21 protein-coding genes are annotated in these 24,384 nt (G+C 71.2%); 10 read left to right on the top strand and 11 right to left on the bottom strand.

The annotated features are described in order from the left end of the window. Positions 1–9 precede the first annotated feature (9 nt). Entirely contained in the window at positions 10–1,866 is a 1,857-nt protein-coding gene (rpoD, locus tag NKJ47_RS04145; RefSeq protein ID WP_254460272.1) for an RNA polymerase sigma factor RpoD, read from the bottom strand. A 114-nt stretch (positions 1,867–1,980) separates the two neighbouring features. Then, a complete protein-coding gene (dtd, locus tag NKJ47_RS04140; protein ID WP_254460271.1) occupies positions 1,981–2,421 on the bottom strand; it encodes a D-aminoacyl-tRNA deacylase in 441 nt (146 codons plus the stop codon). Positions 2,422–2,601: 180 nt separating this feature from the next. Here dtd and NKJ47_RS04135 point away from each other — a divergent pair, with 180 nt between their 5' ends. Beyond that, complete coding sequence (locus NKJ47_RS04135; RefSeq protein WP_254460270.1) at positions 2,602–3,516, top strand: lauroyl acyltransferase; 915 nt, start codon at positions 2,602–2,604, stop codon at positions 3,514–3,516. Between the two features lie 24 nt (positions 3,517–3,540). On the opposite strand, the gene NKJ47_RS04130 is transcribed toward NKJ47_RS04135, so the two are convergent. Then, positions 3,541–4,062 (bottom strand): GNAT family N-acetyltransferase, encoded by a 522-nt coding sequence (locus tag NKJ47_RS04130; RefSeq protein WP_254460269.1) that lies wholly within the window; start codon positions 4,060–4,062, stop codon positions 3,541–3,543. A gap of 290 nt (positions 4,063–4,352) precedes the next feature. Between NKJ47_RS04130 and ribA the strand changes: the two genes are divergently transcribed. The 3 genes from ribA (at position 4,353) to NKJ47_RS04115 (ending at position 7,700) form a co-directional block, all read left to right on the top strand. After that, positions 4,353–5,477, top strand: coding sequence for a GTP cyclohydrolase II RibA (gene ribA / locus NKJ47_RS04125; protein WP_254460268.1), 1,125 nt, complete (start codon positions 4,353–4,355; stop codon positions 5,475–5,477). Positions 5,478–5,634: 157 nt separating this feature from the next. After that, on the top strand, positions 5,635–6,168 hold the full coding sequence (locus tag NKJ47_RS04120; protein WP_254460267.1) for a PH domain-containing protein: 534 nt from the start codon (positions 5,635–5,637) through the stop codon (positions 6,166–6,168). Beyond that, on the top strand, positions 6,165–7,700 hold the full coding sequence (locus NKJ47_RS04115; protein ID WP_254460266.1) for a PH domain-containing protein: 1,536 nt from the start codon (positions 6,165–6,167) through the stop codon (positions 7,698–7,700). The genes NKJ47_RS04120 and NKJ47_RS04115 overlap by 4 nt, the downstream gene beginning before the upstream one ends. 7 nt (positions 7,701–7,707) lie before the next feature. Here the strand turns inward: NKJ47_RS04115 and NKJ47_RS04110 are convergent, their stop codons facing one another. The 8 genes from NKJ47_RS04110 to def all read right to left on the bottom strand — a co-directional run bounded on the left by NKJ47_RS04110 (position 7,708) and on the right by def (position 16,879). After that, entirely contained in the window at positions 7,708–8,745 is a 1,038-nt protein-coding gene (locus NKJ47_RS04110) for a CDP-glycerol glycerophosphotransferase family protein (RefSeq protein WP_254460265.1), read from the bottom strand. Continuing rightward, a complete protein-coding gene (locus NKJ47_RS04105) occupies positions 8,745–9,578 on the bottom strand; it encodes a glycosyltransferase family 2 protein (protein ID WP_254460264.1) in 834 nt (277 codons plus the stop codon). Before NKJ47_RS04105 ends, NKJ47_RS04110 begins: the two co-directional genes overlap by 1 nt. A gap of 82 nt (positions 9,579–9,660) precedes the next feature. Beyond that, positions 9,661–10,935, bottom strand: a complete 1,275-nt coding sequence (locus NKJ47_RS04100) for an O-antigen ligase family protein (RefSeq protein WP_254460263.1) — start codon at positions 10,933–10,935, stop codon at positions 9,661–9,663. A gap of 54 nt (positions 10,936–10,989) precedes the next feature. Beyond that, the gene (locus NKJ47_RS04095) at positions 10,990–12,012 is read right to left on the bottom strand and encodes a glycosyltransferase (protein ID WP_429002517.1); all 1,023 of its coding nucleotides are present in this window, start codon (positions 12,010–12,012) and stop codon (positions 10,990–10,992) included. A gap of 85 nt (positions 12,013–12,097) precedes the next feature. Further along, entirely contained in the window at positions 12,098–13,813 is a 1,716-nt protein-coding gene (locus tag NKJ47_RS04090) for an ArnT family glycosyltransferase (RefSeq protein WP_254460261.1), read from the bottom strand. A gap of 25 nt (positions 13,814–13,838) precedes the next feature. Further along, positions 13,839–15,158, bottom strand: a complete 1,320-nt coding sequence (gene rsmB / locus NKJ47_RS04085) for a 16S rRNA (cytosine(967)-C(5))-methyltransferase RsmB (RefSeq protein ID WP_254460260.1) — start codon at positions 15,156–15,158, stop codon at positions 13,839–13,841. Positions 15,159–15,333: 175 nt separating this feature from the next. Further along, positions 15,334–16,257, bottom strand: a complete 924-nt coding sequence (gene fmt / locus NKJ47_RS04080) for a methionyl-tRNA formyltransferase (protein ID WP_254460259.1) — start codon at positions 16,255–16,257, stop codon at positions 15,334–15,336. Positions 16,258–16,366: 109 nt separating this feature from the next. Continuing rightward, the gene (def, locus tag NKJ47_RS04075; protein ID WP_254460258.1) at positions 16,367–16,879 is read right to left on the bottom strand and encodes a peptide deformylase; all 513 of its coding nucleotides are present in this window, start codon (positions 16,877–16,879) and stop codon (positions 16,367–16,369) included. 138 nt (positions 16,880–17,017) lie between these two features. Between def and NKJ47_RS04070 the strand changes: the two genes are divergently transcribed. The 6 genes from NKJ47_RS04070 to NKJ47_RS04045 all read left to right on the top strand — a co-directional run bounded on the left by NKJ47_RS04070 (position 17,018) and on the right by NKJ47_RS04045 (position 24,359). Continuing rightward, entirely contained in the window at positions 17,018–18,151 is a 1,134-nt protein-coding gene (locus tag NKJ47_RS04070) for a LysM peptidoglycan-binding domain-containing protein (RefSeq protein ID WP_254460257.1), read from the top strand. Between the two features lie 81 nt (positions 18,152–18,232). After that, on the top strand, positions 18,233–19,387 hold the full coding sequence (dprA, locus tag NKJ47_RS04065) for a DNA-processing protein DprA (RefSeq protein ID WP_254460256.1): 1,155 nt from the start codon (positions 18,233–18,235) through the stop codon (positions 19,385–19,387). A 43-nt stretch (positions 19,388–19,430) separates the two neighbouring features. Continuing rightward, positions 19,431–19,904: a DUF494 family protein gene (locus tag NKJ47_RS04060; protein WP_010340686.1), complete on the top strand. Its 474-nt coding sequence runs from the start codon at positions 19,431–19,433 to the stop codon at positions 19,902–19,904. A 21-nt stretch (positions 19,905–19,925) separates the two neighbouring features. Then, positions 19,926–20,648, top strand: coding sequence for a pilin (locus tag NKJ47_RS04055; protein WP_254460255.1), 723 nt, complete (start codon positions 19,926–19,928; stop codon positions 20,646–20,648). 38 nt (positions 20,649–20,686) lie between these two features. Beyond that, positions 20,687–21,634, top strand: a complete 948-nt coding sequence (locus NKJ47_RS04050; RefSeq protein ID WP_254460254.1) for an RDD family protein — start codon at positions 20,687–20,689, stop codon at positions 21,632–21,634. 238 nt (positions 21,635–21,872) lie between these two features. Beyond that, positions 21,873–24,359, top strand: coding sequence for a DNA topoisomerase I (locus NKJ47_RS04045; protein WP_254460253.1), 2,487 nt, complete (start codon positions 21,873–21,875; stop codon positions 24,357–24,359). Positions 24,360–24,384 lie beyond the last annotated feature (25 nt).

The raw sequence follows: 24,384 nt of genomic DNA, 5'->3' as shown, positions 1-24,384 counted from the left end.
CGCGCGCGCTCAGTCGATGTCGAGGAAGCTGCGCAGCTGTTCCGAGCGGCTCGGGTGACGCAGCTTGCGCAACGCCTTGGCCTCTATCTGGCGGATGCGCTCGCGGGTCACGTCGAACTGCTTGCCGACTTCCTCGAGGGTGTGGTCGGTGTTCATGTCGATGCCGAAGCGCATGCGCAGCACCTTGGCTTCCCGCGGGGTCAGCCCGGCGAGCACGTCGCGCACGGTCTCGGACAGGTTGATGTTGGTGGTGTTCTCGATCGGGGACTCCACGTTGGTGTCCTCGATGAAGTCGCCCAGATGCGAATCCTCGTCGTCGCCGATCGGGGTTTCCATCGAGATCGGCTCCTTGGCGATCTTCATCACCTTGCGGATCTTGTCCTCCGGCATGTCCATTTCCTTGGCCAGCTCCTCCGGGGTGGCCTCGCGGCCGTACTGCTGGAGCATCTGCCGGGAAATGCGGTTCAACTTGTTGATCGTCTCGATCATGTGCACCGGGATGCGGATGGTGCGCGCCTGGTCGGCGATCGAGCGGGTGATCGCCTGGCGGATCCACCAGGTGGCGTAGGTCGAGAACTTGTAGCCGCGGCGGTACTCGAACTTGTCCACCGCCTTCATCAGGCCGATGTTGCCTTCCTGGATCAGGTCGAGGAACTGCAGGCCGCGGTTGGTGTACTTCTTGGCGATGGAGATCACCAGGCGCAGGTTGGCCTCGACCATTTCCTTCTTGGCCTTGCGCGCCTTGGCTTCGCCATAGGCCATGGCGCGGCTGATTTCCTTCAGCTCGGCCAGGCTCAGGTAGGTGGCCTGCTCCACCGCGACGGTGGCTTCCTGCTCGGCGATGATCTGGTCCTTGACGTCGCGCAGCGCCGAAGACCACTTCTGCTTGCGCTTGAGCGCGTCGTCGACCCAGGCCACATTGGTCTGGTTGCCTTCCCAGGACCGGATGAAGTCCTTGCGCGGCATGCGCGCCACGTGGGTGGCCAGATGCAGCACGCGGCGCTCGTGGTCCTTGACCTGGGCCATGGTGTCGCGCAGCTTGCGCACCAGCACGTCGGTCAGCGGCAGCGGCAGCTTCAGGGTGACGAACACCTCGGCGATGTCGTTGCGCAGCTTGGTGACCAGCTTGTGCTCGGCGCCGTTCTTGGCGTGGGCCTTCTTGAACTTGGCGTACTCGGTGGCCAGCACTTCCATGCGCCGCGCGACCTCGGCCGGGTCCGGACCGGTCGGGCCGGCGTCCTCTTCGGCGGTGTCGACGTCGTCGTCGTCCTCATCGGCATCGGCATCGCCGGCACCGTCGTCTTCGGCGACCACCACCGGCGCCGGCTCTTCCTCGATCAGGTCGTTGAAGCCGACCACGATCTCGGCCAGGCGCTTCTTGCCTTCCTTGTGCTGTTCGTAATCCTCGAGCAGGGTCTCCACCGCCAGCGGGAACGCGCCCAGCGCGGCCTGCACCTGGCCGAGGCCTTCCTCGATGCGCTTGGCGATGGCGATCTCGCCTTCACGGGTCAGCAGTTCTACTGTGCCCATCTCGCGCATGTACATGCGCACCGGATCGGTGGTGCGGCCACCCTCGGTGTCGAGCGCGGTCAGCGCCGCAGCGGCTTCTTCGGCCGCGGTGTCGTCGACTTCGCGGTTGCCGGTGTTGCCGTCGTTGAGCAACAGGGTTTCGGCATCGGGGGCAACCTCATGGACATCGATGCCCATGCCGTTGATCATGCCGATGATGTCTTCGATCTGTTCGGGATCGACCAGATCGTCGGGAAGGTGGTCGTTGACTTCCGCGTAGGTCAGATAGCCCTGTTCCAGGCCCTTGCTGATCAGTTGCTTGATGTCGGATTGCTGGGCAGGACGTTCGTTGGCCATGAGTGCTCGCGCCACCGGCAGGTAGGTGAATGAGTGAACCTAGCATTATAACAGCCCGGACCGCCGCTTGCCGGACGAGGAGCCTGAACGGCTCCGCCAGGAACGCGCCGGCGTCTACGGCCGGAGCAGAAACGTGACCGGGCCGTCGTTGACCAGGCTGACGACCATATGGGCACCGAAGCGGCCGCTTTCCACCCCCGGCGGGTGCTGCGCACGGCACAGCTCCAGCAATCGGTTGAAGCCGCGTTCAGCCTCGGCCGGCGGTGCGGCGGTGGTGAAGCTGGGCCGCATGCCCGAACAGGTATCGGCGGCCAGGGTGAACTGGCTGACCAGCAGCAGGCCGCCGCCGGTGTCGCGCAGCGAGCGATTCATGCGTCCGTTGTCGTCCGAAAACACCCGGTAGCCGAGCAGGCGCTCGGCCATGCGCCGCAGCTTGGCCTCGTCGTCGCCCGGCTCCACCGCCACCAGCGCCAGCAGGCCGGGGCCGATCCGGCCCACGACCTCGCCGTCGACGCTGACCGAGGCCTGGGTGACGCGTTGGATCAGCGAGAGCATAGGGCGGGGATTGGGGATTGGGGATTGGGGATTGGGGATCGCCCGCGCTTGGCGAACGGCTGCGATCATGCAGGATCATCGCCGAACCGCTTGGATTGGGGAAGCCGGATCGCATGCCGCTGACGGGATCCGCGATGCCCGTCGGGCGGGGCCGACGCGCCGAGCGGATAAACTGGGCCGATGAAACCTGCGACGCTCGCTTCCCTGCTGTACCGCTGCGCCGCCGCCGTGGCGCGCCTGCCGTGGCCGTGGCTGCGCCGCCTGGCCGACGCCCTGGCCGGGCTGTGGCTGCGCCTGGACGCGCGCGAGAGCCGGGTGGTCCGGCGCAACCTGGAGCTGGCCTATCCGGAGCTGCTGCCCAGCGAGCGCATCGCCCTGCAGCGCGATGTGCTGCGCTCGACCGCGCGGCAGGCCTTCGAGACCCTGCTGCTGTGGACCCGGCCGCCGGAACGGAACCTGGCGCGGCTGCGCCTGCGCCACGGCCAGGACCTGTACGACGCGGCGCTGGCCGCCGGCCGCGGGGTGATCGTGGCCGCGCCGCATTTCGGCAACTGGGAGTTGCTCAACCAGTGGCTGGCCTCGCGCGGGGACATCGCCATCGTCTACCGCGCGCCGGACTCGGCGGTCGGCGACGCCTTCCTGCAACGGGTGCGCAGCGGCGAGCGGGTGCGCCAGGTGCGCGCCGAGGGGCCGGCGGTGCGGCAGCTGTTCAAGACGCTCAAGGACGGCGGCGCGGTCGGCATCCTGCCCGACCAGCAGCCCAAGGCCGGCGACGGCGTGTTCGCGCCGTTCTTCGGCGTGCCGGCGCTGACCATGACCCTGGTCAACCGCCTGGCCGAGCGCACCGGCGCGACCGTGCTGTTCGCCTGGTGCGAGCGCGTCGGCAACGACCTGGAGTTCGCCCTGCACGTGCAGCCGGCGCCGCCGGCGATCGCCGATGCGGACCCGCTGCGCGCGGCCACCGCGCTCAACGAGGGCGTGGAGCGGGTAGCGCGGCGCGACCCGGCGCAGTACCAGTGGACCTACAAGCGCTACACCCTGCGCCCGGACCCGGCCGAGCCCAATCCCTACGCCACCGAGCGCCACCCGCACTAGGGCGCTCGCCCGGACAGCCCCGCGCTAATCGTCGTGCGGCTGCGCCGGGCCGGCGAGGATGCGCTGGTAGAACGCCAGGTCCAGCCAGCGCCCGAACTTGAAGCCGGCCTCGCGCACGGTGCCGGCATGCACGAAGCCGAGCTGCTCGTGCAGGGCGATGCTGCCGGCATTGCTGGCGTCGATGCCGCCGACCAGCACGTGCACGCCGCGCGCTTGCGCGGTGTCGATCAGCGCCTGCAGCAGGCGCCGGCCCGCGCCGCGGCCGCGATGGTCGCGGTGCACGTAGACCGAGTGCTCGACGCTGTACTTGAACGCCGGCCAGGCGCGGAAGGTGCCGTAGCTGGCGAAGCCGAGCAGGGTGCCGTCGGCGTCCTCCAGCCCCAGCACCGGGAAGTCACCCGCCCGTTTGGTCGCGAACCAGGCCGCCATGCTCTCCGGCGGGCGCGGCCGGTAGTCGTACAGGGCGGTGGAATGGACGATGGCGTCGTTGAAGATCTCCAGGATCGCCATGGCGTGGCGCGGTTCGGTGCAATCGACGAGCTGCATGCGGGGCGGGGGCCGGAGGGGACGCGATGCGGCACAGTAGCAAGCAACCGGCGGCGCGTGCACGCCCGCGCGTGCCGCTAGCGCTGCCGCCGCCGTCGCATCCGGTTGCATCGGCGGCGCACTGCGACCGGGCACAGTGCGTTCCATCGCCTGCAGGCTGGCGGGGCGGGCAAAGCGCGCGACAATGGCGCCCGGGCGCCGAACGCGCCTGCCGGCGCCGCGCCGGTGCCGCCGCGACCGGACGCGGCAGCCTTGAAGCGGCGCCGCCGATCCCCCATCTGGAGTCGTGCATGACCAGCCCCACCGCCCCTTCCGCGCACGCCTTCGGCGATCCTGCCGCGATCCGCAGCGAACGCGCGGCATCGGAGTTGCGTGCCGGGCGTCCGGTGCTGCTCGAGGATCGCGCCGGCCACGTCCGCGCGGTCATGGCGCTGGACAGCAGCACCGAGCCGTCCTATCGCAGCTTCGCCCAGGCCACCGGGCAGCGGCACTACCTGTTCGTGACCCCGGCGCGCGCGCAGGTGCTGGGCCTGGAGGCGCCGCAGGGCGCACGTATCGCCCTGGCCGGGCAGTCCTACGACGCGCTGGCGGCGCTGGCCTACCTGCGCGACGGCCCGGTACCGGCGCACTGGCAGCCCGGCGACGCGCTCGATGCCGGCGCCGCCGAGATCGCCCGCCTGGGCCTGCTGCTGCCGGCGATGGTCGCCGCCGAGCTGGGCGCGGACAGCAGCGCCTTCCAGGGTTGCCAGGCGCTGCAGTTGGACGACCTGGAGCACGGCTGCGCCCTCGCCGCCTCCGACAGCTACACCCTGGTCACCCGCACCCAGGTGCCGCTGCGCGACCTGGGGCCGGGCGAGTTCGTGGTGTTCCGCGGCGGCGTGGCCCAGCGCGACCAGGTCGCGATCGTGATCGGCCAGCCCGACCTCGGCGCACCGGTACCGGTGCGCGTGCATTCCTCCTGCCTCACCGGCGACCTGTTCGGCTCGCTCAAGTGCGACTGCGGCGACCAGTTGCGGCATGGCCTGGCCAAGCTCAAGGCATTGGGCGGTGGCGTGCTGCTGTACCTGGACCAGGAAGGCCGCGGCACCGGCATCGCCACCAAGATGCGCGCCTACGGCTACCAGCACGACGGCCTGGACACCATCGACGCCGACGCGCAACTGGGCTTCGGCGCCGACGAACGCCGCTACGGCAGCGCCGTGGCGATGCTGCGCGGGCTCGGCATCCGCCGCGTGCGCCTGCTCACCAACAACCCGAACAAGGCCGAGCGCCTGCGCGCGGCCGGCATCGAGGTGACCGAGCGGATCCCGGTCACCGGCACGATCACCGCCGAGAACGAAGGCTACCTGCGCACCAAGGCGGCCCGGGCCGGCCACGCGCTGGACGTGGACGCGCTGCTGCGCGCGGCGCGCTGAGCCGCCGGCGCGGCACGGCGCCCGACGCCACACCTGCGGCTCAGGCGGGAACCGCGCGGCGCACAGCGCACACCCGCCATCGCCGCGTTAGGATCGCAGGCCACGCGGCGCGCCCGCGCACTCGCCCCGAGACCCCGACGTGACCGCACCGCCGCCCATGGACGACGCCCTCGCCGCGCCCAGCGCTCCCGCCGCCGCACCGGCATCCGCGCTGTGGCCGCCGGCGGACTGGCAACCGCTGCCGTTGCGCGGCGCCTGGCTGGCCGCGCTCGGCGGCGGCTGCATGCTCGGGCTCAGCCTGCTGGTCGCCGCCGCCATCGTCGGCCTCAGCCTGCACAGCCTGCAGGCGTTGGCCCTGGGCGCCGCGGCGGCGGCGCTGGGCAGCCTGTGCGGCGCCTGGATCGGGTTCGTCCGCCACCGGCGCATCCGCTGGCGGCTGAACGCGCAGGGCCTGGACGTGTTCCGCGGCCGCCTGTGGCAGAGCGAGACGCACGTGCCGATCTCGCGCGTGCAGCACCTGGACCTGCGCCGCGGCCCGCTGGAACGCGCCCTGCGCCTGGCCACCCTGGTCGTGCACACCGCCGGCACCCGGCATACCGCGGTCGCCGTGCCCGGCCTGGACCAGGCCGACGCCGAGCATCTGCGCGAACGCCTGGCGCACCAGCTCGACCACGACGACGACGCGCTGTGAGCGGCCTGGCCGACGCCGAGCACACCACGCCGGTGCGGCGCCTGCACCCGTGGTCGTGGCTGTTCGTGCTGCTGCAGCACCTCAAGCATTTCCTGCTGCCGTTGCTGGCGCTGCTGGTGTTCGGCAGCCGCGACGGCCACCGCGATCACGCCGATCACTTGGTGATGCTGGCGGTCGGCAGCGCGCTGGTGGCGGTGTCGCTGCTGCGCTACCTCACCTACCAGTACCGCATCGGCCGCGACAGCCTGAGCATCCGCAGCGGCTGGCTGGAACGCAGCCTGCGCGAGATCCCGTTCGCGCGCATCCACAACGTGGTGGTGCACCAGTCGCTGCTGCACCGGCTGTTCGGCGTGGCCGAGGTACGCCTGGAATCGGCCGGCGGCACCAAGCCCGAGGCGCAGATGCGGGTGCTGCGGCTGGACCAGGCGCTGGCGCTGGAACAGCAGATCCGCCACCGCGCACCCACCGCCGAGCCTGCCGACCCCACCGACACCGACGCCGCGCCCGCCGCGCCGGACAGCGAGCTGCTGCTGGCGCTGCCCACCGCCGAGGTGCTGCGCCAGGGGCTGATCTCCAACCGCGGCATGGTGGTGCTGCTCACCGCCTTCGGCGCCACCTACCACCTGTTCCCCGAGCGCATGATCTCCAACGCGATCGAGCACTACGGGCGGCAACTGTTCGGCTACGCCACGCACCTGCAGTTGGGCTGGATGGCCGGCGGGGTGACCTTCGCCCTGATGCTGGCGACGCTGTTGCTGCTGATGCGCGCGTTGTCGATGGGGCTGGCGCTGGTGCAGTACCACGGCTTCCGGCTGAGCGAGAGCGAGCGCCGGCTGACCGTGGAGCGCGGCCTGCTGACGCGGCTGCGCAGCAGCGTGGCGCGGCGCCGGATCCAGGCCTGGACCCTGCACGAGAGCGTGCTGCAGCGGCTGCTGCGGCGGCGCAGCCTGCACATCGACACCGCGGTGATCCAGTCGCACCACGGGCACGGGCACGACCATGCATTGACCGAACTGGTGCCGCTGGCCCCCCCGGCCGCCTGCGATGCGCTGCTGCAGCGGCTGCTGCCGCAGATCGCCTGGCCGCCTACGCGCTGGCACGGTATCGCCGGGCGCTACTGGTGGCGGCTGTCGCTACCGGCGCTGCTGCTGGTGCCGCTGCTGTGCGCCGGATTGTGGCCCTCGCTCGGCGCCTGGGCCGCGCTGGGCCTGCTGTGGTTGCCGTGGTCGGCGTTCAAGTCCTGGCGCCAGGCGCAGCGCATGGGCTACGCGCTGGACGCGCGCTACGTGGCGGTGCGCGGCGGCTGGTGGCGGCGCTGGTGGCGGCTGGCCGAACTGGACAAGCTGCAGGCGCTGCACCTGAGCCGTTCGCCGCTGGACCGCTTGTGCGGCACCGCGACCCTGTGGCTGGACACCGCCGGCGCCCGCCACGGCGAACCGCCGCTGCGCGTGCGGCTGCTGCCGGAGGCGCAGGCGCGAGCGCTGTACCGGCAATTGGGCGAAGCGCTGGCGCAGCGGCGGCTGCGCTGGTGAGCGCGCGTCAGCGCCGCGCGCCGCGCCCCCAGTAGCCGATGCGGCGGCGGATCTTCAGCTTGCGCCACAGGTTCCACGGCTTGCGCCGCGGGTTGCGCGCGCCCTCGGCGACGAACTCGTCGATCGCGCGCAGCACGCGCTCGCTGGACTGGCCATCGCGGTAGGGATGCAGGCCATCGGCAAATTCGCGGATCGCCGCCATCAGCTCCGGCGGCCGCTGCAGCGCGCGGCGGATCGCCGGCTCGAACTGCGCCGGATCGTCGATATCGATCAGCTGCGGGCCCGGACGCCGGTTCTTGAAGGTCACCACCGGCTTGTAGGTGAGCAGGAATTCGTTGAGCGCGGACGAGGTGTCCGAGCACATCATGTCCACCTGCGGGAACAGTTCCAGGATGTTGTCGTTGTCGGCGAAGTGCAGGAACTCGCTCTCCAGCGCGCGGTAGCGGGCAACCATCGCCGGGTCCATCTTCGGATGGAAGGTGACGATCCAGCGCCATTCGCCGCTGCGCGAGAGCCGCGCGACCTCGTCGTAGAGGATGCCGGCCGCGCTCCACGACGGCGAGAACGTGGAGTGGTACAGGATCACCGGCGGCTGCCGCACCGGCGCCAGTTCCGCGCCGATCTCGCGCATGAACGGGTCGATCTTGGGGAAGCCGGTCTCCTTGACCGCGAAGTGGCCGAGCTTGCGCGCCAGCGCGCCGAACGCCGCGGTGTCGCGCGGGCCGGTAGTGCAGTACAGGTCGAAGAAACCGCGCACGTAGATATGCCGCGGCTTGCCGGCGTCGAAGCCATGGAAGGTCTCGACCTTCACCCCCGGGAAGAAATGCGGCACCGCGTTGCTGGAGGTGATCACCGCGTACGGATTCCACGCCAGCACCTCTTCCACCGTGGCCAGATGGCGCTCGTCGGCGGTCAGATCCTCGGCACCGGGGCCGTCGAAGAACCATGCCGCCTCGTCGCCGCGCGCGCGGATCGCCGCCTGCAGCGGACGCAGGATCGCCAGCGCATAACGCTCGGACCCGTACAGCAGATAGTGCTTGCTCATCAGTGCTCCAGATCGTGCCGTTGCAGTTGCGCCCGCGCCTGCTCCACCGAGGCCGGGTTGACCTGCATCTCGTAGTAGCGCATGCGCTTGTACAGCGCATAGCTGGCCGCGGTCTGCGCCACCACGAAGCCGCGCCAGCCGTCGAGGAACGCCAGCCGCAGCAGATAGTCCTTGAGGAAGGCGCCGGCGAACACGAACGGGCTCTGCCACATTCTCACCGGCTTGCGCTTGTCGCGCCAGCCGAGCGCCTTGAGTTCGGCGTAGCGCAGCACCTTCAGTTGCTTGTGCACCAGGGTCGGGTTGTGCAGATGGTTGAACGGCGGCGCGAACGCGGCGCTGGCGCCGTCGAAGCGCAGCGATTCGTGCACCCGCGCATCGCTCCAGCGCGCGCGGCCGCGGTGGTACAGCCGCGCCAGGCGCTCGCCGACCATGGGGGTGTACCAGCGCATCGGCGCGCCCATGTACCAGGTGCTGCGGCGCAGCCACACCGCGTCCACGCGGTCCTCGGCGAGCAACTGCGGCAGCCGCGCCAGGCACTCGGCGCGCAGCGCGTCGGACAGGAACTCGTCCGCGTCCAGCACCAGGATCCAGTCGTGCGCGGCCTGGGTGGAGGCGAAGTTGCGCTGCGGGCCGAAGCCCAGCCAGGCCTGCTCGACCACGCGCGCGCCGTGCGCGCGGGCGATCGCCAAGGTGTCGTCGGTGCTGCCGCAGTCCACCACCAGCTTGTCGGCGGCGAACGGCACGCTGTCCAGGCAGCGCGCGATGTTGGCGGCCTCGTTGTAGGTCATCACCACCAGGCTCAGCGGCAGGGTGGTCGCGGCGGCGTCGGCCATGGCGCGCGGTATCCGGAAGTCAGGCACGGTGCCGGCGGCCGGCGCCAGGCGCCGCGCCGCCCGGCGATGCGGGACCGGCAGTCTACCGGCTTCGCGCGGCGCCTTCAGCGCCCGCTGCCGGCACCGCCTCGCGCGCGGCCAGCCCGATCAACACCCCGACCAGGGCGACGTAGAAGCCGGTGCTCACCTGGTGCGCGAACATCGACTGGGTCATGCCGCACAGCACGTAGGCCGCCACCACCATGATCCCGGCCGCCGCCGCGCCGTGGAAATGCGGCTGCGGCCGGCGCCGGTACAGGCGCAGCAGCAGCCACAGCGGCACGCCGTACACCATCAGGATCAGCACGGTGCCGGGCAGGCCCTGGGTCGCGCTCCACTCGGCCAGGTCGTTGTGCGCGTGGCCCAGGTGGCAGCGCTCGACGAAGCCCTTCCGGCAGTCGGGCAGGCGCAGCATGGCGTTGTCGAAGCGGCCCACGCCGACCCCGGCCACGGGGTGCTCGACGAAGGTCGCCGCCGCCACCTGCAGGCGCTCGATGCGCGCGCCGGCCGAGGAGTCGCTGTCGCCGCGCTCGTAGCGCTGCACGTCGTGGTGCAGCTCGGCCAGGCGGGTCTGCTTGGTCAGCGCCGGCACGCTCAGCACCAGCACCGCCGCCAGCGCGGTGCAGGCGCCCAGGATCATCAGCCGCGTCGCGCTGTCGCGCCAGCGCAGGCACAGGGCGCTGACCACCAGCAGCAACAGCACGCCCAGCCACACGCCGCGGCTGCCGCTGAGCAGGATGACGATGCCGCCGGCCACCAGCGCGGCCACGGCCCACGGCCACTGCCCGCGCGGCCGGCAGAACACCGCCAGCACCATCAGCATCAGCACCACGTCGGCCAGCACGATGGCGTTGGTCCAGCCCTCCGCGCGCGGCTGGCCCTGCAGCACCTGCACGCTGGCCAGCACCAGGGCGGCAAGGATGCCGAGCAGCGCGCCCCACCACAGCAGGCGCTGCGGCGGCCGCAGCGCATAGGTCCACAGCGCCGCCCACGGCAGCACCAGGAAACGGGTACGGTTGTCGATGTCCTTCAGCGGCTGCCCGAAATACAGCACCGAGCACAGCGACAGCCCGATCACCAGCAGCGCCAGGATCCACAGCCAGCGCAGCGACGGCTGCATCGGCGCCACCGCCTGGCGCAGTTGCGGCAGTGCCAGCAGGCTGGTCGCCAGCAGCAGCAGGCCGAACGGCAGCAGGCCGCTGGGCATGCTGATCACCAGCCCCGGCAGGCACAGCAGCGCGAGCGCCGCGCCACGTTCGGCCAGGGACTGGCGGGAGAACGCGGAAACGGCATGGCGTGGCGCAATGGGCTGGGACATCGAGGAGGAATGGCCGTGGCGGTGGGCTGGTCGGCGATGATCCGGGGGACTTCCCTAACCCGGCCTGACCTGCTCGCGATCGACGCCGCGGCTGGCCGGCAGGACCGGCGGCGGCACCTCCCCGAGCAGGTCGGCCACGGCCGCGCGCAGGCGCTCGCCGAACTCGCGCCGGCGCGTCTCGAAGAAGCCGCGCGCGGCGGTGCCCAGCGCATCGCACTGCATCGGCGACAACGCCAGTGCCTGCGCCATCGCCTGTTCGAGGCCCGCGGCCTCGATCCGGTAGCGCACGCCGTAATTGTCCGGGCCCTCGCCGACCGGGTCGATCAGCACGCCGCGCTCGGCGCTCACCAGCTCGTTCATCGGCGCACCGTTGGTGGTGATCACCACCGCGCCGACGCTCAGCGCCTCCATGATGTAGTGGCCGAAGCCCTCCACCTCGGAGGGGCACAGATGGAAGCGGTGCGCGTTCTGCAGCCGCCGCAGTTCCTGCTGGTCCAGGTAGCCGGTCAGGTAGTCGATGTTCTCGGCCTCGATCGGGTGGGACTTCTTCGCGCTCTGCACCACGGTCAGCCGTGGCCACTCGGGGTGCCGCGCCCAGGTCTGCAGCAGCAGCGCCGTGCCCTTGGCCGAACTGCGCCCGGCCACGTGCAGGCAGGCGCGTTCGCGCGGCACCTCAGGACGGTAGCAATCGTCGCTGCAAAAGCCGATGAAGGCGGTCGGCGCCATCGTGGAAAACCGCTGCTCGGCCTGGCGGGTCTTGCACAGCACCTGGGCAAAGCGCGGCAGGCAGCGCAGCCACTTGTGCCGGAACCACTCCGGGTTGGGAATCAAGGCATTGCGCAGGCCGCTGCCCAGGCAGCGCGGATACACCCGCTCCAGGAAGATCTGCAGGTCGGCGCGCCCGAACAGTAGGCTGCGCAGGAACAAGCGCAGTTCGCGCAGGCGATTGATCAAGCGCACGGTGCCGAAGCCCAGCACCTCGATCCGGTACTTGCCGGTGTCGCGCAGCAGGTCGGCGACCACCTGCAGGTCGCGGCTGAGGCCGCCGCCGTTGTCGCGGCTGATGACCCGGATCAGACGCGGCACGCGTGCCCCCCGGCCCGCGCGGCACACTGGCCGCCACCGGCACCCGCGCCACGCCACCGCATTGCGCGGGGGCGGCTCATTCGAAGCGGTCCTTGTCCTGCTCGCGCAGGCGGTCGCGGTCGTCCTCGGTGACCACGCAGTGGCCGTGCACGGCGTTGGCCGGGACCAGCCACCAGTCGCGCCGATTGGACACGCCGGCCAGGGTGCTGGCGCTGCGATCGACGCAGCCCAGCATTGCCGCCTCCTGCACCAGCAGCCAGCGCCGCTGCGGCGCCTGCGCCTGCCAGGCGATGCCGCGGCGCAATTGCTCGTCCCAGGGCACCACGAAACCGAAGGTCGCCGCCGGGGGGTCGGCCATCAGCAGGTTCTGCTCCTTCCAGGCGACCAGGCCGAGCTCGGCGTCCGGGCCGATGCGGCGCCCGACCGCCTCCATCACCCCGCGCGCCGAGCTGGACAGGTTGATCAACGGATACACCAGCAACCCGGCCATCACCCAGATCATGGTCAGGGTCGACACCGTCGCCAGTTCCGGACGGCGCCGCGCGAACGCGGCCAGGCTGGCCACGCCCCACAGCCCGATCGCCAGCAGGATCCAGGCCAGCACCTGCACCGTGACCAGATCGATGCCGCGGTCCTCCATCATCTTCGCGCGGAAGCCATGGCCGAGCAGGATCGCCGCGCCGACGCCGAGCAGCGCCAGCGTCAGCAGCGCGGTGAACGCCAGCAGCAGGCGCTTGACCCCGGTCTTGCGCAACAGCCCCGGGATCAGCGGCCCCATCGCCAGGCACAGCATCGGCAGCGCCGGCAGGATGTAGACGTCGCGCTTGCCGGTCGGGATCGAGAAGAACAGCACCACCAGCGCCCACCAGGCCAGCGGCAGCAGGTAGCGCGCATCGCGGCGGCGCAGGCGCCGCGCCCAGGCCGGGATCGCCCACGGCAGCGCCAGCAGCACCGGCAGCCACATGCTCGGCATCACCCCGAAGAAGTACAGCGGCCCGTGCGCGTGGTCCCAGGACTTGGCGTAGCGCCCGGCGGTCTGCCGGAACAGGATGTCGTTGAGGTAGGCGCGGTACTCGGGCGCGTTGCTCGACAGCGCCGTGGTCACCATCGGCACCAGCCAGATCGACACCGCCGCCAGGAACGCCAGCGGCCCCAGCCAGAAGCGCGCATCGCGCAGGCCGACCCGGACCCCGCGCCAGTGCGCCAGCGACGCCGCCGCGGCCGGCAGCAGCATCAGCAGCGCCAGCACGCCCACGCCCTTGGTGATGGTGCCCAGGCCGGCGGCGAACCAGCCCAGCGCCCACAGCCGCCAGTCCGGCCCGCGCAACAGGTGGCGCAGCAGCGCGTAGTTGCCCAAGGTGATGAAGAACACCACCAGCGGGTCGATCTGCGCCTTCTTCGCCTGGTAGGTGAAGTGGAAGGCGAACAGCAGCGCGTAGGCCGCGTACATGCCGACGCGGCGCGTCCACAGGCGCCGGCCCAGGTCGTAGACGCAGGCCAGCGTGCCCAGACCGGCCAGCAGCGACGGCAGCAGGAACGCCACCCGCCAGTTGCCGAACAGGGTGTAGAAGCTGGCCTGCAGCCACATCAGCATCGGCGGCTTGTCCGAGTACAGCTCGGTGCCGCGGTGCGGGAACAGCCAGTTGCCGCTGTCCACCATCTGCTTGGCGACCAGCGCGAAGCGCGGTTCGTCGGCCGGGTGCGGATCGCGCAGGCCCAGGCCGGCGCCGAGCACCAGCACCGCCAGGACGGCCAACAACCAGAACTCTCGGGACGCGCGGGTCTTCAGCATGGGAAACGATGATACCGGGGCCGGTTCACGCCGTCTTGCGCAACCGCGCGTAGTAGAAACCGTCGCAGTCCTGCTCGCCGGGGAAGCGCTGGCGGCCGCCGCCGGAGGCATGCCCGCAGGCCGCGCCGGGGTCCTCCAGCGCCGCGCCTTGCTGCCGCGCCAGCATTGCCTGCACCTGCCGCGCGTTCTCGTCCTGCAGCAGCGAGCAGGTGGCGTAGACCAGCACCCCACCCGGCCGCAGCACCTGCCAGGCGGCATCGAGCAGGCGCGCCTGCAGCGCCTGCAGCGCCACCACGTCCTCGCGCCGGCGGTGCAGCAACACATCCGGCTGGCGGCGCACGATGCCGGTAGCGGAACACGGCGCGTCGAGCAGCACCGCGTCGAACGACACGCCGTCCCACCAGTCCTGCGGCTGCGCCGCGTCGGCGACCTGCAGCTGCGCCTGCGCGCCGGCGCCGGTGCGCGCGAAGGTCTCGCCGACCCGCGCCAGGCGCCGCGCATCCACATCCAGCGCGGTCAGGCGCAGGCTCGGGTCGCGTTCGAGCAGGTGCGCGGACTTGCCGCCGGGCGCCGCGCACGCGTCGAGCACGCGCGCACCCGGCGCCGGCGCCAGCACGTCGGCGACCTGCTGCGCCGCGCCGTCCTGCACCGAGACGCGGCCGTCGGCGAAGCCCGGCAGCGCGCCCACCGCCAGCGGCGTCTCCAGCCGGATCGCATCGGCCAGCAGCGGCGACGCCTGCGCGGCGATGCCGGCCGCGGCCAGTTCCTGCAGGTAGGCGTCGCGAGTGCCGCGCTGGCGGTTGACCCGCAGCCACAGCGGCGCCGGCTGCTGGCTGGCGGCGAAGATCGCCTCGGCCTGCTGCGGCCAGTCGGCCTGCAGCGCATCGCGCAACCACAGCGGCCAGCCCGCATCGGCGGCGACCGCCGGCAGCCCGTCGCGCAGCGCGCGCCGCAGCAACGCGTTGACCAGCCCGGCCTGGCGCGGCCGGTCCAGCGCGCGCGTCGCCTCCACCGTCGCCGACAGCGCTGCATGCGGTGCAAGGCCCAGCGCATCGAGCTGGGCGAAGCCGGCCAACAGCAGGCCGCGCAGTTCGGCGTCGCGCTGCGGCAACTGCTTCTGCAACCACATCCGCAACGCCGCCTCGTAGGCCGGGCGGCGGCGCAGCACGGCGAAGCAGATCGCCTCGACCAGCGCGCGGTCGCGCGAATCGGGCAGCGTCGGCAACGCCGCCGCCAGTTCCGCCTTGAGCGAGCGGCCACGGTCGATCACCGCCGTCAGCACGCGGGCGGCGACCACCCGCGGGGCCACGCCCGGCGGCCACACGGCAGCGGGGGACGCGGTCATCGGCGCACGCCCCAGGACGGGGCGTTCCCGCGCGCGCATGCTGCGCCGTGGTGGCGCGTGCGCAAGGCGCGGACACGCGGAGCAGTGAACGCCCGCTCACGCCTCAGCGAGGACGCAGCCACAGGCGCGCCTGCCAGGCCCAGCACGGCGTCCGCGATACGCAATGGCACGCGCGTCAGGCCAGCACCGGCAGGTCGCGCCGTGCGTTGAGGTAGTCGGCGGCGGTGATCGCCTTGCCGCCGTCGCGCTGCAGCACGCGCAGGCGCAGCGCGCCCTGGCCGCAGGCGATATCGATGCCCTGCTTGGAGGCGGCCAGTACCGTGCCCGGTTGCTGCCCGTGGGCCAGGTCCAACGCGATCGCGCCGCGCACCCGCACCCGCTCGCCGGCCAGCATTGCCTCGGCGACCGGCCACGGATCGAAGGCGCGCACCTGCCGCGCCAGCTGCGCCGCCGGCTGCTGCCAGTCCAGCCGCGCCTGTGCCTTGTCCAGCTTTTGCGCATAGGTGACGCCGGCCTGCGGCTGCGGCTGTGCCGCCGGGCGCAGGCCGGCGCGCAACAGGCCCAGGCCGTCGGCCAGCACCTGCGCGCCGAGCGCGGCCAGGCGGTCGTGCAACTGCCCGCCGGTCTCCTCGGCGCTGATCGGCGTGCGCTGCGACAGCAGCACCGGGCCGGTGTCCAGCCCGGCCTCCATCTGCATCAGGCACACCCCGGTCTCGGTGTCGCCGGCCTCGATCGCGCGCTGGATCGGCGCGGCGCCGCGCCAGCGCGGCAGCAGCGAGGCATGCACGTTCCAGCAACCATGGGTCGGGATCGCCAGCACCGCCTTGGGCAGGATCAGCCCGTAGGCCACCACCACGATCAGGTCCGGCTGCAGCGCGCGCAGCGCCTGCAGCGTCTCCGGCGAACGCAGCGTCTGCGGCTGCAGCACCGGGATACCGCGCGCCACCGCCTCCAGCTTGACCGGCGACGGGGTCAGCCCGCGCCCGCGCCCGGCCGGCCGGTCCGGCTGGGTGTAGACCGCGACCACTTCATGGCGCTGCGCAGCCGCGCGCAACGACGGCACGGCGAAGTCCGGCGTACCGGCGAAGACGATTTTCATGGAGGCTGGGAACCGGGAATGGGGAAGAGGGAATGGGCAAAGCGCGAACCCGGGAAGGTCACGGGCACCGCACTTACGATTCCCGTTTCTCCATTCCCGGTTCCCCGCTTCAAGCCACGTGCTTGCGCGCCTTGGCCAGCTTCTTGCGCACCATTTCGCGCTTGAGCGGGGACAGGTAGTCGACGAACAGCTTGCCGTCGAGGTGGTCCATCTCGTGCTGCACGCACACCGCCAGCAGGCCGTCGGTGCTCAGTTCCTGCGGCTGGCCCTGGCGGTCCAGGTAGCGCACGGTGATGGCGTCGGCGCGGGCCACGTCGGCGTAGATGCCGGGGACCGACAGGCAGCCTTCCTGGTACACCTGTTCGCCGTCGCGCTGCACGATCTGCGGGTTGATGAACACCTGCGGGGCGTTCTTCTCCTCGCTGACGTCGATGACCATGAAGCGCTTGTGCACGTCCACCTGGCTGGCCGCCAGGCCGATGCCGGGCGCGTCGTACATGGTCTCGAACATGTCGTCGAGCAGGCGTTGGAACGCCGCGGAGGTGACCTCGGCGGACTCGACCGGCACCGCCTTGGTACGCAGGCGCGGATCGGGGAATTCGAGAATGGGGAGCAGGGCCATAGCGATACCCAGGATGGGGGCGCCGGACGATTCGGCAAGGCCTGCGAATTCTACCCGTTTCTGCGCCCGGCGCTTGCGCCCGCACCTGGGTTCTGCACTATAGTGCGCCAACCTGTTGGGGAATCAGGCTCCGCGCTCATGTTCAATCGACTCCGCACGGTCGTCGCCGTGGCGATGCTCACCGTGGCGACCTATGCCGCTTCCGCCAGCATGGCCGCAGAACACCCCGACACCTACGTGGTGCGCAAGGGCGACACGCTGTGGGACATCGCCGGGCGTTTCCTCGGCAAGCCCTGGCTGTGGCCGGAGATCTGGCAGGCCAATCCGCAGGTGCACAACCCGCACCTGATCTACCCCGGCGACGTGCTCAGCCTGGCCTACCTGGACCGGGTGGCGCATGCCGCGGTCAAGCCGGGCCCGCGCCAGGACGCGCCGATCGACGCGATCCCGCTGGCGCAGGTGGAGCCGTTCCTGAAGAACCTGCGCGTGGTCGACCGCATCGACCACCTGCCCTACGTCGTCGGCATCGAAGACAACCGGCTGCGCGCCACCGACGGGCAACTGGTCTACGCGGTCGGCCTCGGCCAGGCCCAGGCCGGGCAGCGCTACGCCGTGGTCCGCCCGACCGTGCGCTACCTGCTGCCCAAGCTCAGCGACGACCTCAACGCCGAAGGCCGCAGCATTCCCGGCAGCGGCAACCTGTGGCAGACCTTCGTGCCGCCGGACAAGCGCCGCGAGACCCTCGGCTACGAACTGGCACAGGTCAACATCGGCACCGTCACCCGGGTCTCCGCCGACGGCCGCCAGGCCACCACCCTGCTGCTGCAGGACAACGCCCGCGAAGTGCGCGCCGGCGACCGCCTGATCCCGGTCGAGGCGCAGCCCTACGACCTGCAGTTCGTGCCGCATCCGCCCTCCGAGCAGGCGCTGGCGGCCGGCCTGCGGGTGCTGGCGGTGGCCGACGCGTTCAGCGTGGCCGGCCCGCGCGACGTGATCGCCATCTCCGGCGGCCGCCGCGAAGGCATCGACAACGGCACCGTGTTCTCCCTGTGGCGCCACGGCACCCGGGTCAACAACCGCGTGCTTCTCCCCGATACCTCGCGTGCCGACGACGGCTTCACCGGCGGCGGCGGCACCGTGGCGCTGCCGGACGAATACGCCGCGCATGCGATGGTGTTCCGCACCTTCGACAAGGTCAGCTACGCGCTGGTGATGGACGGCATCAAGCCGACCCGCATCGGCTACGACGTCAAGCACCCGGACGCACGCTGACCCGCCGCCGCGGCATCCCCCTACAGCGATTGCAGACGGCGCCCGAGGGCGCCGTCTGCGTCTGCGGCCTAGCCTGGGCGCATGTCCCAGCCTGACACCGCCCGCATCGACGCACCCGCCGACCCGGCCCTGCTGGTCCTGTCGCTGGCCGGCGGCGCCAGCGCCCCGCGCCGGCAACTGCTGGAGCAGCATGGCAGCCCGGCCGCGGCACTGGCCGCCGGCCCCGCCGGCTGGCATGCCGCCGGCCTGGACGCGGCGCAGATCGCCGCGCTGCAGCGGCCCGACCGCGCCGCGCTGGAAGCCGCCGAGCACTGGCTGGCGCAACCAGGCCGGCACCTGCTCGGCTGCCACGATGCCGACTACCCCACCCTGCTGCGACGTGCGCCCAACCCGCCGCTGGCGCTGTACGTGGACGGCGACCCCGCGGCGCTGTGGCACCCGGCCGTGGCGGTGGTCGGCAGTCGCGCGCCCAGCGCCGGCGGCCGCGACAACGCCTACGGCTTCGCCCTGGCCCTGGCCGCGGCCGGCTTCGCGGTCACCAGCGGCATGGCCAGCGGCGTGGATGCCGCCGCGCACCGGGCGGCACTGTCGCGCGCCGACGGGCGGACCGTGGCGGTGGTCGGCACCGGCCCCGACCTGGCCTACCCGCGCCAGCATGCCGCCCTGCGCACGCAGATCGCCGAACGCGGCGCGGTGGTCAGCGAGCATCCGCCCGGCACCCTGGCGCGGCCGGGCCACTTCCCGGCGCGCAACCGGATCATCGCCGGGCTGAGCCTGGCGACCCTGGTGATCGAGGCGGCCACCCGCTCCGGCGCACTGATCACCGCGCGGCTGGCCGCCGAGGCCGGGCGCGAGGTGTTCGCCCTGCCCGGCTCGATCCACAACCCGCTGGCGCGCGGCTGCCATCGGCTGATCCGCGACGGCGCCGGACTGGTGGAAAGCGCCGAGGAGGTGCTGGCCGGCGTCGCACCGCTGGCCGCCGAACTCGCCGACGCCTTGCGCGGGCGCCTGAACGCCCCCACACAGGAAGCCAGCACCGCGCGCAGCGCCACGCCGGCCTTTCCCGACCCCCACTACCAGCGCTTGTGGCAGGCGCTGGGTCACGACCCCATCTGTATGGATTCAGTGATCGCACGCAGCGGATTGACGGCCGCAGCGGCGTCCTCCATGCTGCTGGCCATGGAACTGGATGGCTACGTGGCGGTCGAACGCGGTCGTTACACCCGCAAACCCTAGTTTCTTCACCTCCACAGCGTCTCGCGACGCAGGCCGAGGGGCAATGAAAGAGAGCATTCTGGATGTCCTGCTGTACCTGTTCGAACACTATTTCAGCGAAGACGCGGATCCGGTTCGCGATCGCGACTCCCTCCAGAATGGCCTGATCCAGGCCGGTTTCAGCCCCACCGAGATCAGCAAGGCGTTCGACTGGCTCGACGCCCTGGCCGACCAGCGCCCGGCCGTGGCGCAGCCGCGCATCGACGGGCCGATCCGCATCTACCACGGCCCGGAACTGGACAAGCTCGACGTGGAATGCCGCGGTTTCCTGCTGTTCCTGGAGCAGCACGGCATCCTCGACAGCGACCAGCGCGAACTGGTGCTGGACCGGGCCATGGCCCTGGACCAGGACGAGCTGGACCTGGACGACCTGAAATGGGTGGTGCTGATGGTGCTGTTCAACCAGCCCGGCGCCGAGGCGGCATACGCGTGGATGGAAACGCAGATGTTCGTCGACGAGCCGGAACCGGTCCACTGAGCCACTGACGGTCGCGCACGGATGCACGAAGACACCTCTCCATTGGCGGCCTGGTACTACGTCGACGCCGCGCGCGAACGGCACGGCCCGTTGCCGGCGTCGGCCCTGCTGGAACGCCTGCACGACGGCCGCCTGCACCACGAGACCCTGGTCTGGCGCGAAGGCCTGCCGGAGTGGCGGCCGCTGCACGCGGTCGCCGCCGAACTGGGCCTGCCGGACGCGCCCACCCCGCCCCCCTTGCCGCCGCCGCTCCAGGCCGCCGCTCCCGCACGCGCCGCTGCCGCCGTCGCGCCGCGCAACGGCCTGTCCGGCTGCGCGATCACGGCCATCATCGCCGTGGTCGGCGGCGTGCTGCTGGTGGCATTCCTGGGCATCGTCGCCGCGATCGCCCTGCCCGCCTACCAGGACTACCTGGCACGCGCCAAGGTCGCGCAGGCGCTCGGCCCCCTGGCGCCGCTGAAGGACCAGATCGGCGCGTTCGCCGCGCAGGAGCACCGTTGCCCGGTGAACGGCGACACCGGCTTCGGCACCCCGCAGAGCTATGCCGGCGATGCCATCGCGCAGGTGCGGGTCGGCCGTTTCGACAACGGCCACTGCGGGCTGGAAGCCACGCTGCACCTGCCCGACCAAAAGCGCCTGGATGGCAAAGCGCTGTGGCTGGACTACGATGAACGCACGTCCGCCTGGAACTGCAGTTCCGACCTGGACGACCGCGTCCTGCCGGCCCACTGCCGCGGCGGCTGACCGGCACACCGTTTTCGACTGCAACTCCGGGGAACACAATGACTGAGTGGTACTACGCCGATGCGGCGCAGCAGCGCCATGGGCCCATCCCGGCTGCCGAGGTGCAGCACTGCTTCCAGCGTGGCGAGATCGGCCTGTCCACCCTGGTCTGGCGCGAGGGCCTGAGCGAATGGCGCACCCTGGCCGAATTCGTCGACGAACTCGGCCTGACCCAGGCACCGGCGCCGGCGCCTGCACTGGCGCCGTTGGAGGCCGCCGGCGAGGTTCCGCCGCCCGCCCCGGCCGTCCCCGACGCCTGGGCCGCTCCCGCACCCGCGCCGGCCGTGGCGGCCTCGCCCTACGCGGCGCCCGCGGCCGTGCTCGACAGCGGCGCGCACGTGGTCGGCGGCGGCGAGGTGGTGCAGGCCGGCTTCTGGAAGCGCGTGGCCGCCTACCTGATCGACGCGGTCCTGGTCGGCATCGTCGCCAATGTGATCCAGTTCGTGGTGATGCTGGGCTTCTTCGGGATCAACGGCTTCGGCAAGCAGCCCGACTTCGCCACCGCGGCCGGCATCATCATGCTGGTCCTGCTGTACCTGCTGCCGATGGCGATCTCGGCGCTGTACTACGGCCTGTTCCACGCCTCCACCAAGCAGGCCACGCTGGGCAAGATGGCGGTCGGCATCAAGGTGGTGCGCACCGACGGCAGCCGCATCAGCGTGGCCCGCGGCGTGGGCCGCTACTTCGGCTTCATGCTGAGCAGCCTGACCCTGGGCATCGGCCTGCTGATGGCCGCCTTCACCGAACGCAAGCAGGCCCTGCACGACATGCTCTGCGACACGCTGGTGGTGGACAAGTGGGCCTACACCGACCACCCGGAATGGCAACAGCGCAAGCTCGGCACGGTCACCGTGGTGATCCTGACGATTTTCGGCCTGCTGATGGCGGCTGCGGTGCTGCTGGTGGCCCTGGCGATCGGCATCGCCGCCAAGGGCGGCTGGCACTGAGTCCGGCGGGCTCCGCAAGCCGCGCGACCACGTGCGCGGCGGCCGGGCCGGCCGCCGCCGGCTTGACAGCGGACGCCGGACATGCCCACTAATAAATAAGCGCCGTAGCTGAACGCCCGGGGGTTCCATCCCGGGCGTCGGCTTCTCTGCGAGACCGCAACGCTTCACTAACCGGAGCAATTGCGCCACCCTACCGCCCCCAGGGCGTCCGCCCACGCCCATCGAAGCCCGACCCGCCATGTCCAAGCACCTGCTCATCGTCGAATCGCCCGCCAAGGCCAAGACGATCAACAAATACCTCGGCAAGGATTTCCACGTCCTGGCCTCGTATGGGCACGTGCGCGACCTGATCCCGAAGGAAGGCGCGGTGGATCCGGACGACGGCTTCGCGATGCGCTACGCGCTGATCGACAAGAACGAGAAGCACGTCGAAGCCATCGCCAAGGCGGCCAAAGCGGCCGAAGACATCTACCTGGCGACCGACCCGGACCGCGAGGGCGAGGCGATCAGCTGGCACATCGCCGAGATCCTGCAGGAGCGCGGGCTGCTCAAGGGCAAGCCGCTGCACCGGGTGGTGTTCACCGAGATCACCCCGCGCGCGATCAAGGAAGCGATGGCGCAGCCGCGGCAGATCGCCGGCGACCTGGTCGATGCGCAGCAGGCGCGCCGCGCGCTGGACTACCTGGTCGGCTTCAACCTCTCGCCGGTGCTGTGGCGCAAGGTGCAGCGCGGCCTGTCCGCCGGCCGCGTGCAGTCGCCGGCGCTGCGCATGATCGTCGAGCGCGAGGAGGAGATCGAAGCCTTCGTCGCCCGCGAATACTGGTCCATCGCCGCCGACTGCGCGCATCCCTCGCAGCACTTCAACGCCAAGCTGATCAAGCTCGACGGGCAGAAGTTCGAGCAGTTCACCATCACCGACGGCGACACCGCCGAGTCGGCGCGCCTGCGCATCCAGCAGGCCGCGCAGGGTGCGCTGCACGTCACCGACGTGGCAAGCAAGGAGCGCAAGCGCCGCCCGGCGCCGCCGTTCACCACCTCCACGCTGCAGCAGGAAGCCTCGCGCAAGCTCGGCTTCACCACCCGCAAGACCATGCAGGTGGCGCAGAAGCTGTACGAAGGCGTGGCGATCGGCGACGAGGGCACGGTCGGCCTGATCTCGTACATGCGTACCGACTCGGTCAACCTGTCGCAGGAGGCGCTGGCCGAGATCCGCGACGTGATCGCCCGCGACTACGGCATCGCCTCGCTGCCGGACCAGCCCAACACCTACCAGACCAAGTCCAAGAATGCCCAGGAAGCGCACGAAGCGGTGCGTCCGACCTCGGCGCTGCGCACCCCGTCGCAGGTCGCCCGCTTCCTGACCGACGACGAGCGCAAGCTGTACGAGCTGATCTGGAAGCGCGCGGTGGCCTGCCAGATGATCCCGGCCACGCTCAACACCGTCAGCGTCGATCTGTCGGCCGGCAGCGAGCACGTGTTCCGCGCCAGCGGCACCACCGTGGTCGTCGCCGGTTTCCTGGCCGTGTACGAGGAAGGCAAGGACAACAAGAGCGCCGAGGACGAGGACGAAGGCCGCAAGCTGCCGGCGATGAAGCCCGGCGACCGCGTGCCGCTGGAACGCATCCTGGCCGAGCAGCACTTCACCCAGCCGCCGCCGCGCTTCACCGAAGCGGCCCTGGTGAAGGCGCTGGAAGAGTACGGCATCGGCCGCCCCTCGACCTACGCCTCGATCATCCAGACCCTGCTGTTCCGCAAGTACGTGGAGATGGAAGGCCGCAGCTTCCGTCCGTCCGACGTCGGCCGCGCGGTGTCCAAGTTCCTGTCCAGCCATTTCACCCGGTACGTGGACTACGACTTCACCGCCAAGCTCGAGGACGAGCTGGACGCGGTCTCGCGCGGCGAGGAGGACTGGATCCCGCTGATGTCGCGTTTCTGGGAACCGTTCAAGGAACTGGTCGAGGACAAGAAGGAATCGGTCGACCGTGCCGAAGCCAGCGGCGCGCGCGAACTCGGCACCGACCCCAAGACCGGCAAGCCGGTGAGCGTGCGCCTGGGCCGCTTCGGGCCGTACGCGGCGATCGGCAGCACCGCCGAGGATGCCGAGGACAAGCCCAAGTTCGCCTCGCTGCGTCCCGGCCAGAGCATGCACACCATCACCCTGGAGGAGGCGCTGGAGCTGTTCCTGATGCCGCGCAGCCTCGGCCAGGACAAGGGCGAGGACGTCAGCGTCGGCATCGGCCGCTTCGGTCCGTTCGCCAAGCGCGGCAGCGTCTATGCCTCGCTGAAGAAGGAAGACGATCCCTACACCATCGACCTGGCCCGCGCGGTGTTCCTGATCGAGGAGAAGGAAGAGATCGCGCGCAACCGCATCATCAAGCAATTCCCCGGCAGCGACATCCAGGTGCTCAACGGCCGCTTCGGCCCGTACATCAGCGACGGCAAGCTCAACGGCAAGATCCCCAAGGATCGCGAGCCGGCCACGCTGAGCCTGGACGAAGTGCAGAAGCTGCTGGAGGAAACCGGCAAGCCGGTGCGCAAGGGCTTCGGCGCCAAGAAGGCCGCCGCCAAGAAGGAAGCCGCGCCGAAGAAGAGCGCAGCGAAGAAGGCCGCCGCCGACGCCCCGGCCAAGCCGGCAGCGAAGAAGGCGGTCAAGAAGGCCGCGAAGAAAACCGCCAAGAAAGCGGTGAAGAAGGCGGCCAAGAAGACGGTGGCCAAGGGCGGCTGAGCCGCCCTTGTCGGGCTGCCGTTCG

This window comes from Xanthomonas sacchari, from assembly GCF_024266585.1.
GTDB classification, from domain to species: domain Bacteria; phylum Pseudomonadota; class Gammaproteobacteria; order Xanthomonadales; family Xanthomonadaceae; genus Xanthomonas_A; species Xanthomonas_A sacchari_C.
This window is presented reverse-complemented; position numbering and strand designations above follow the sequence as displayed.

Excerpts from the sequence above, each read along its gene's own strand:
- rpoD (WP_254460272.1), bottom strand. The coding sequence starts at position 1,866 with ATGGCCAACGAACGTCCTGCCCAGCAATCCGACATCAAGCAACTGATC.
- dtd (WP_254460271.1), bottom strand. The coding sequence starts at position 2,421 with ATGCTCTCGCTGATCCAACGCGTCACCCAGGCCTCGGTCAGCGTCGAC.
- NKJ47_RS04135 (WP_254460270.1), top strand. The coding sequence starts at position 2,602 with ATGAAACCTGCGACGCTCGCTTCCCTGCTGTACCGCTGCGCCGCCGCC.
- NKJ47_RS04130 (WP_254460269.1), bottom strand. The coding sequence starts at position 4,062 with ATGCAGCTCGTCGATTGCACCGAACCGCGCCACGCCATGGCGATCCTG.
- ribA (WP_254460268.1), top strand. The coding sequence starts at position 4,353 with ATGACCAGCCCCACCGCCCCTTCCGCGCACGCCTTCGGCGATCCTGCC.
- NKJ47_RS04120 (WP_254460267.1), top strand. The coding sequence starts at position 5,635 with ATGGACGACGCCCTCGCCGCGCCCAGCGCTCCCGCCGCCGCACCGGCA.
- NKJ47_RS04110 (WP_254460265.1), bottom strand. The coding sequence starts at position 8,745 with ATGAGCAAGCACTATCTGCTGTACGGGTCCGAGCGTTATGCGCTGGCG.
- NKJ47_RS04105 (WP_254460264.1), bottom strand. The coding sequence starts at position 9,578 with ATGGCCGACGCCGCCGCGACCACCCTGCCGCTGAGCCTGGTGGTGATG.
- NKJ47_RS04100 (WP_254460263.1), bottom strand. The coding sequence starts at position 10,935 with ATGTCCCAGCCCATTGCGCCACGCCATGCCGTTTCCGCGTTCTCCCGC.
- NKJ47_RS04090 (WP_254460261.1), bottom strand. The coding sequence starts at position 13,813 with ATGCTGAAGACCCGCGCGTCCCGAGAGTTCTGGTTGTTGGCCGTCCTG.
- rsmB (WP_254460260.1), bottom strand. The coding sequence starts at position 15,158 with ATGACCGCGTCCCCCGCTGCCGTGTGGCCGCCGGGCGTGGCCCCGCGG.
- fmt (WP_254460259.1), bottom strand. The coding sequence starts at position 16,257 with ATGAAAATCGTCTTCGCCGGTACGCCGGACTTCGCCGTGCCGTCGTTG.
- def (WP_254460258.1), bottom strand. The coding sequence starts at position 16,879 with ATGGCCCTGCTCCCCATTCTCGAATTCCCCGATCCGCGCCTGCGTACC.
- NKJ47_RS04070 (WP_254460257.1), top strand. The coding sequence starts at position 17,018 with ATGTTCAATCGACTCCGCACGGTCGTCGCCGTGGCGATGCTCACCGTG.
- dprA (WP_254460256.1), top strand. The coding sequence starts at position 18,233 with ATGTCCCAGCCTGACACCGCCCGCATCGACGCACCCGCCGACCCGGCC.
- NKJ47_RS04060 (WP_010340686.1), top strand. The coding sequence starts at position 19,431 with ATGAAAGAGAGCATTCTGGATGTCCTGCTGTACCTGTTCGAACACTAT.
- NKJ47_RS04055 (WP_254460255.1), top strand. The coding sequence starts at position 19,926 with ATGCACGAAGACACCTCTCCATTGGCGGCCTGGTACTACGTCGACGCC.
- NKJ47_RS04050 (WP_254460254.1), top strand. The coding sequence starts at position 20,687 with ATGACTGAGTGGTACTACGCCGATGCGGCGCAGCAGCGCCATGGGCCC.
- NKJ47_RS04045 (WP_254460253.1), top strand. The coding sequence starts at position 21,873 with ATGTCCAAGCACCTGCTCATCGTCGAATCGCCCGCCAAGGCCAAGACG.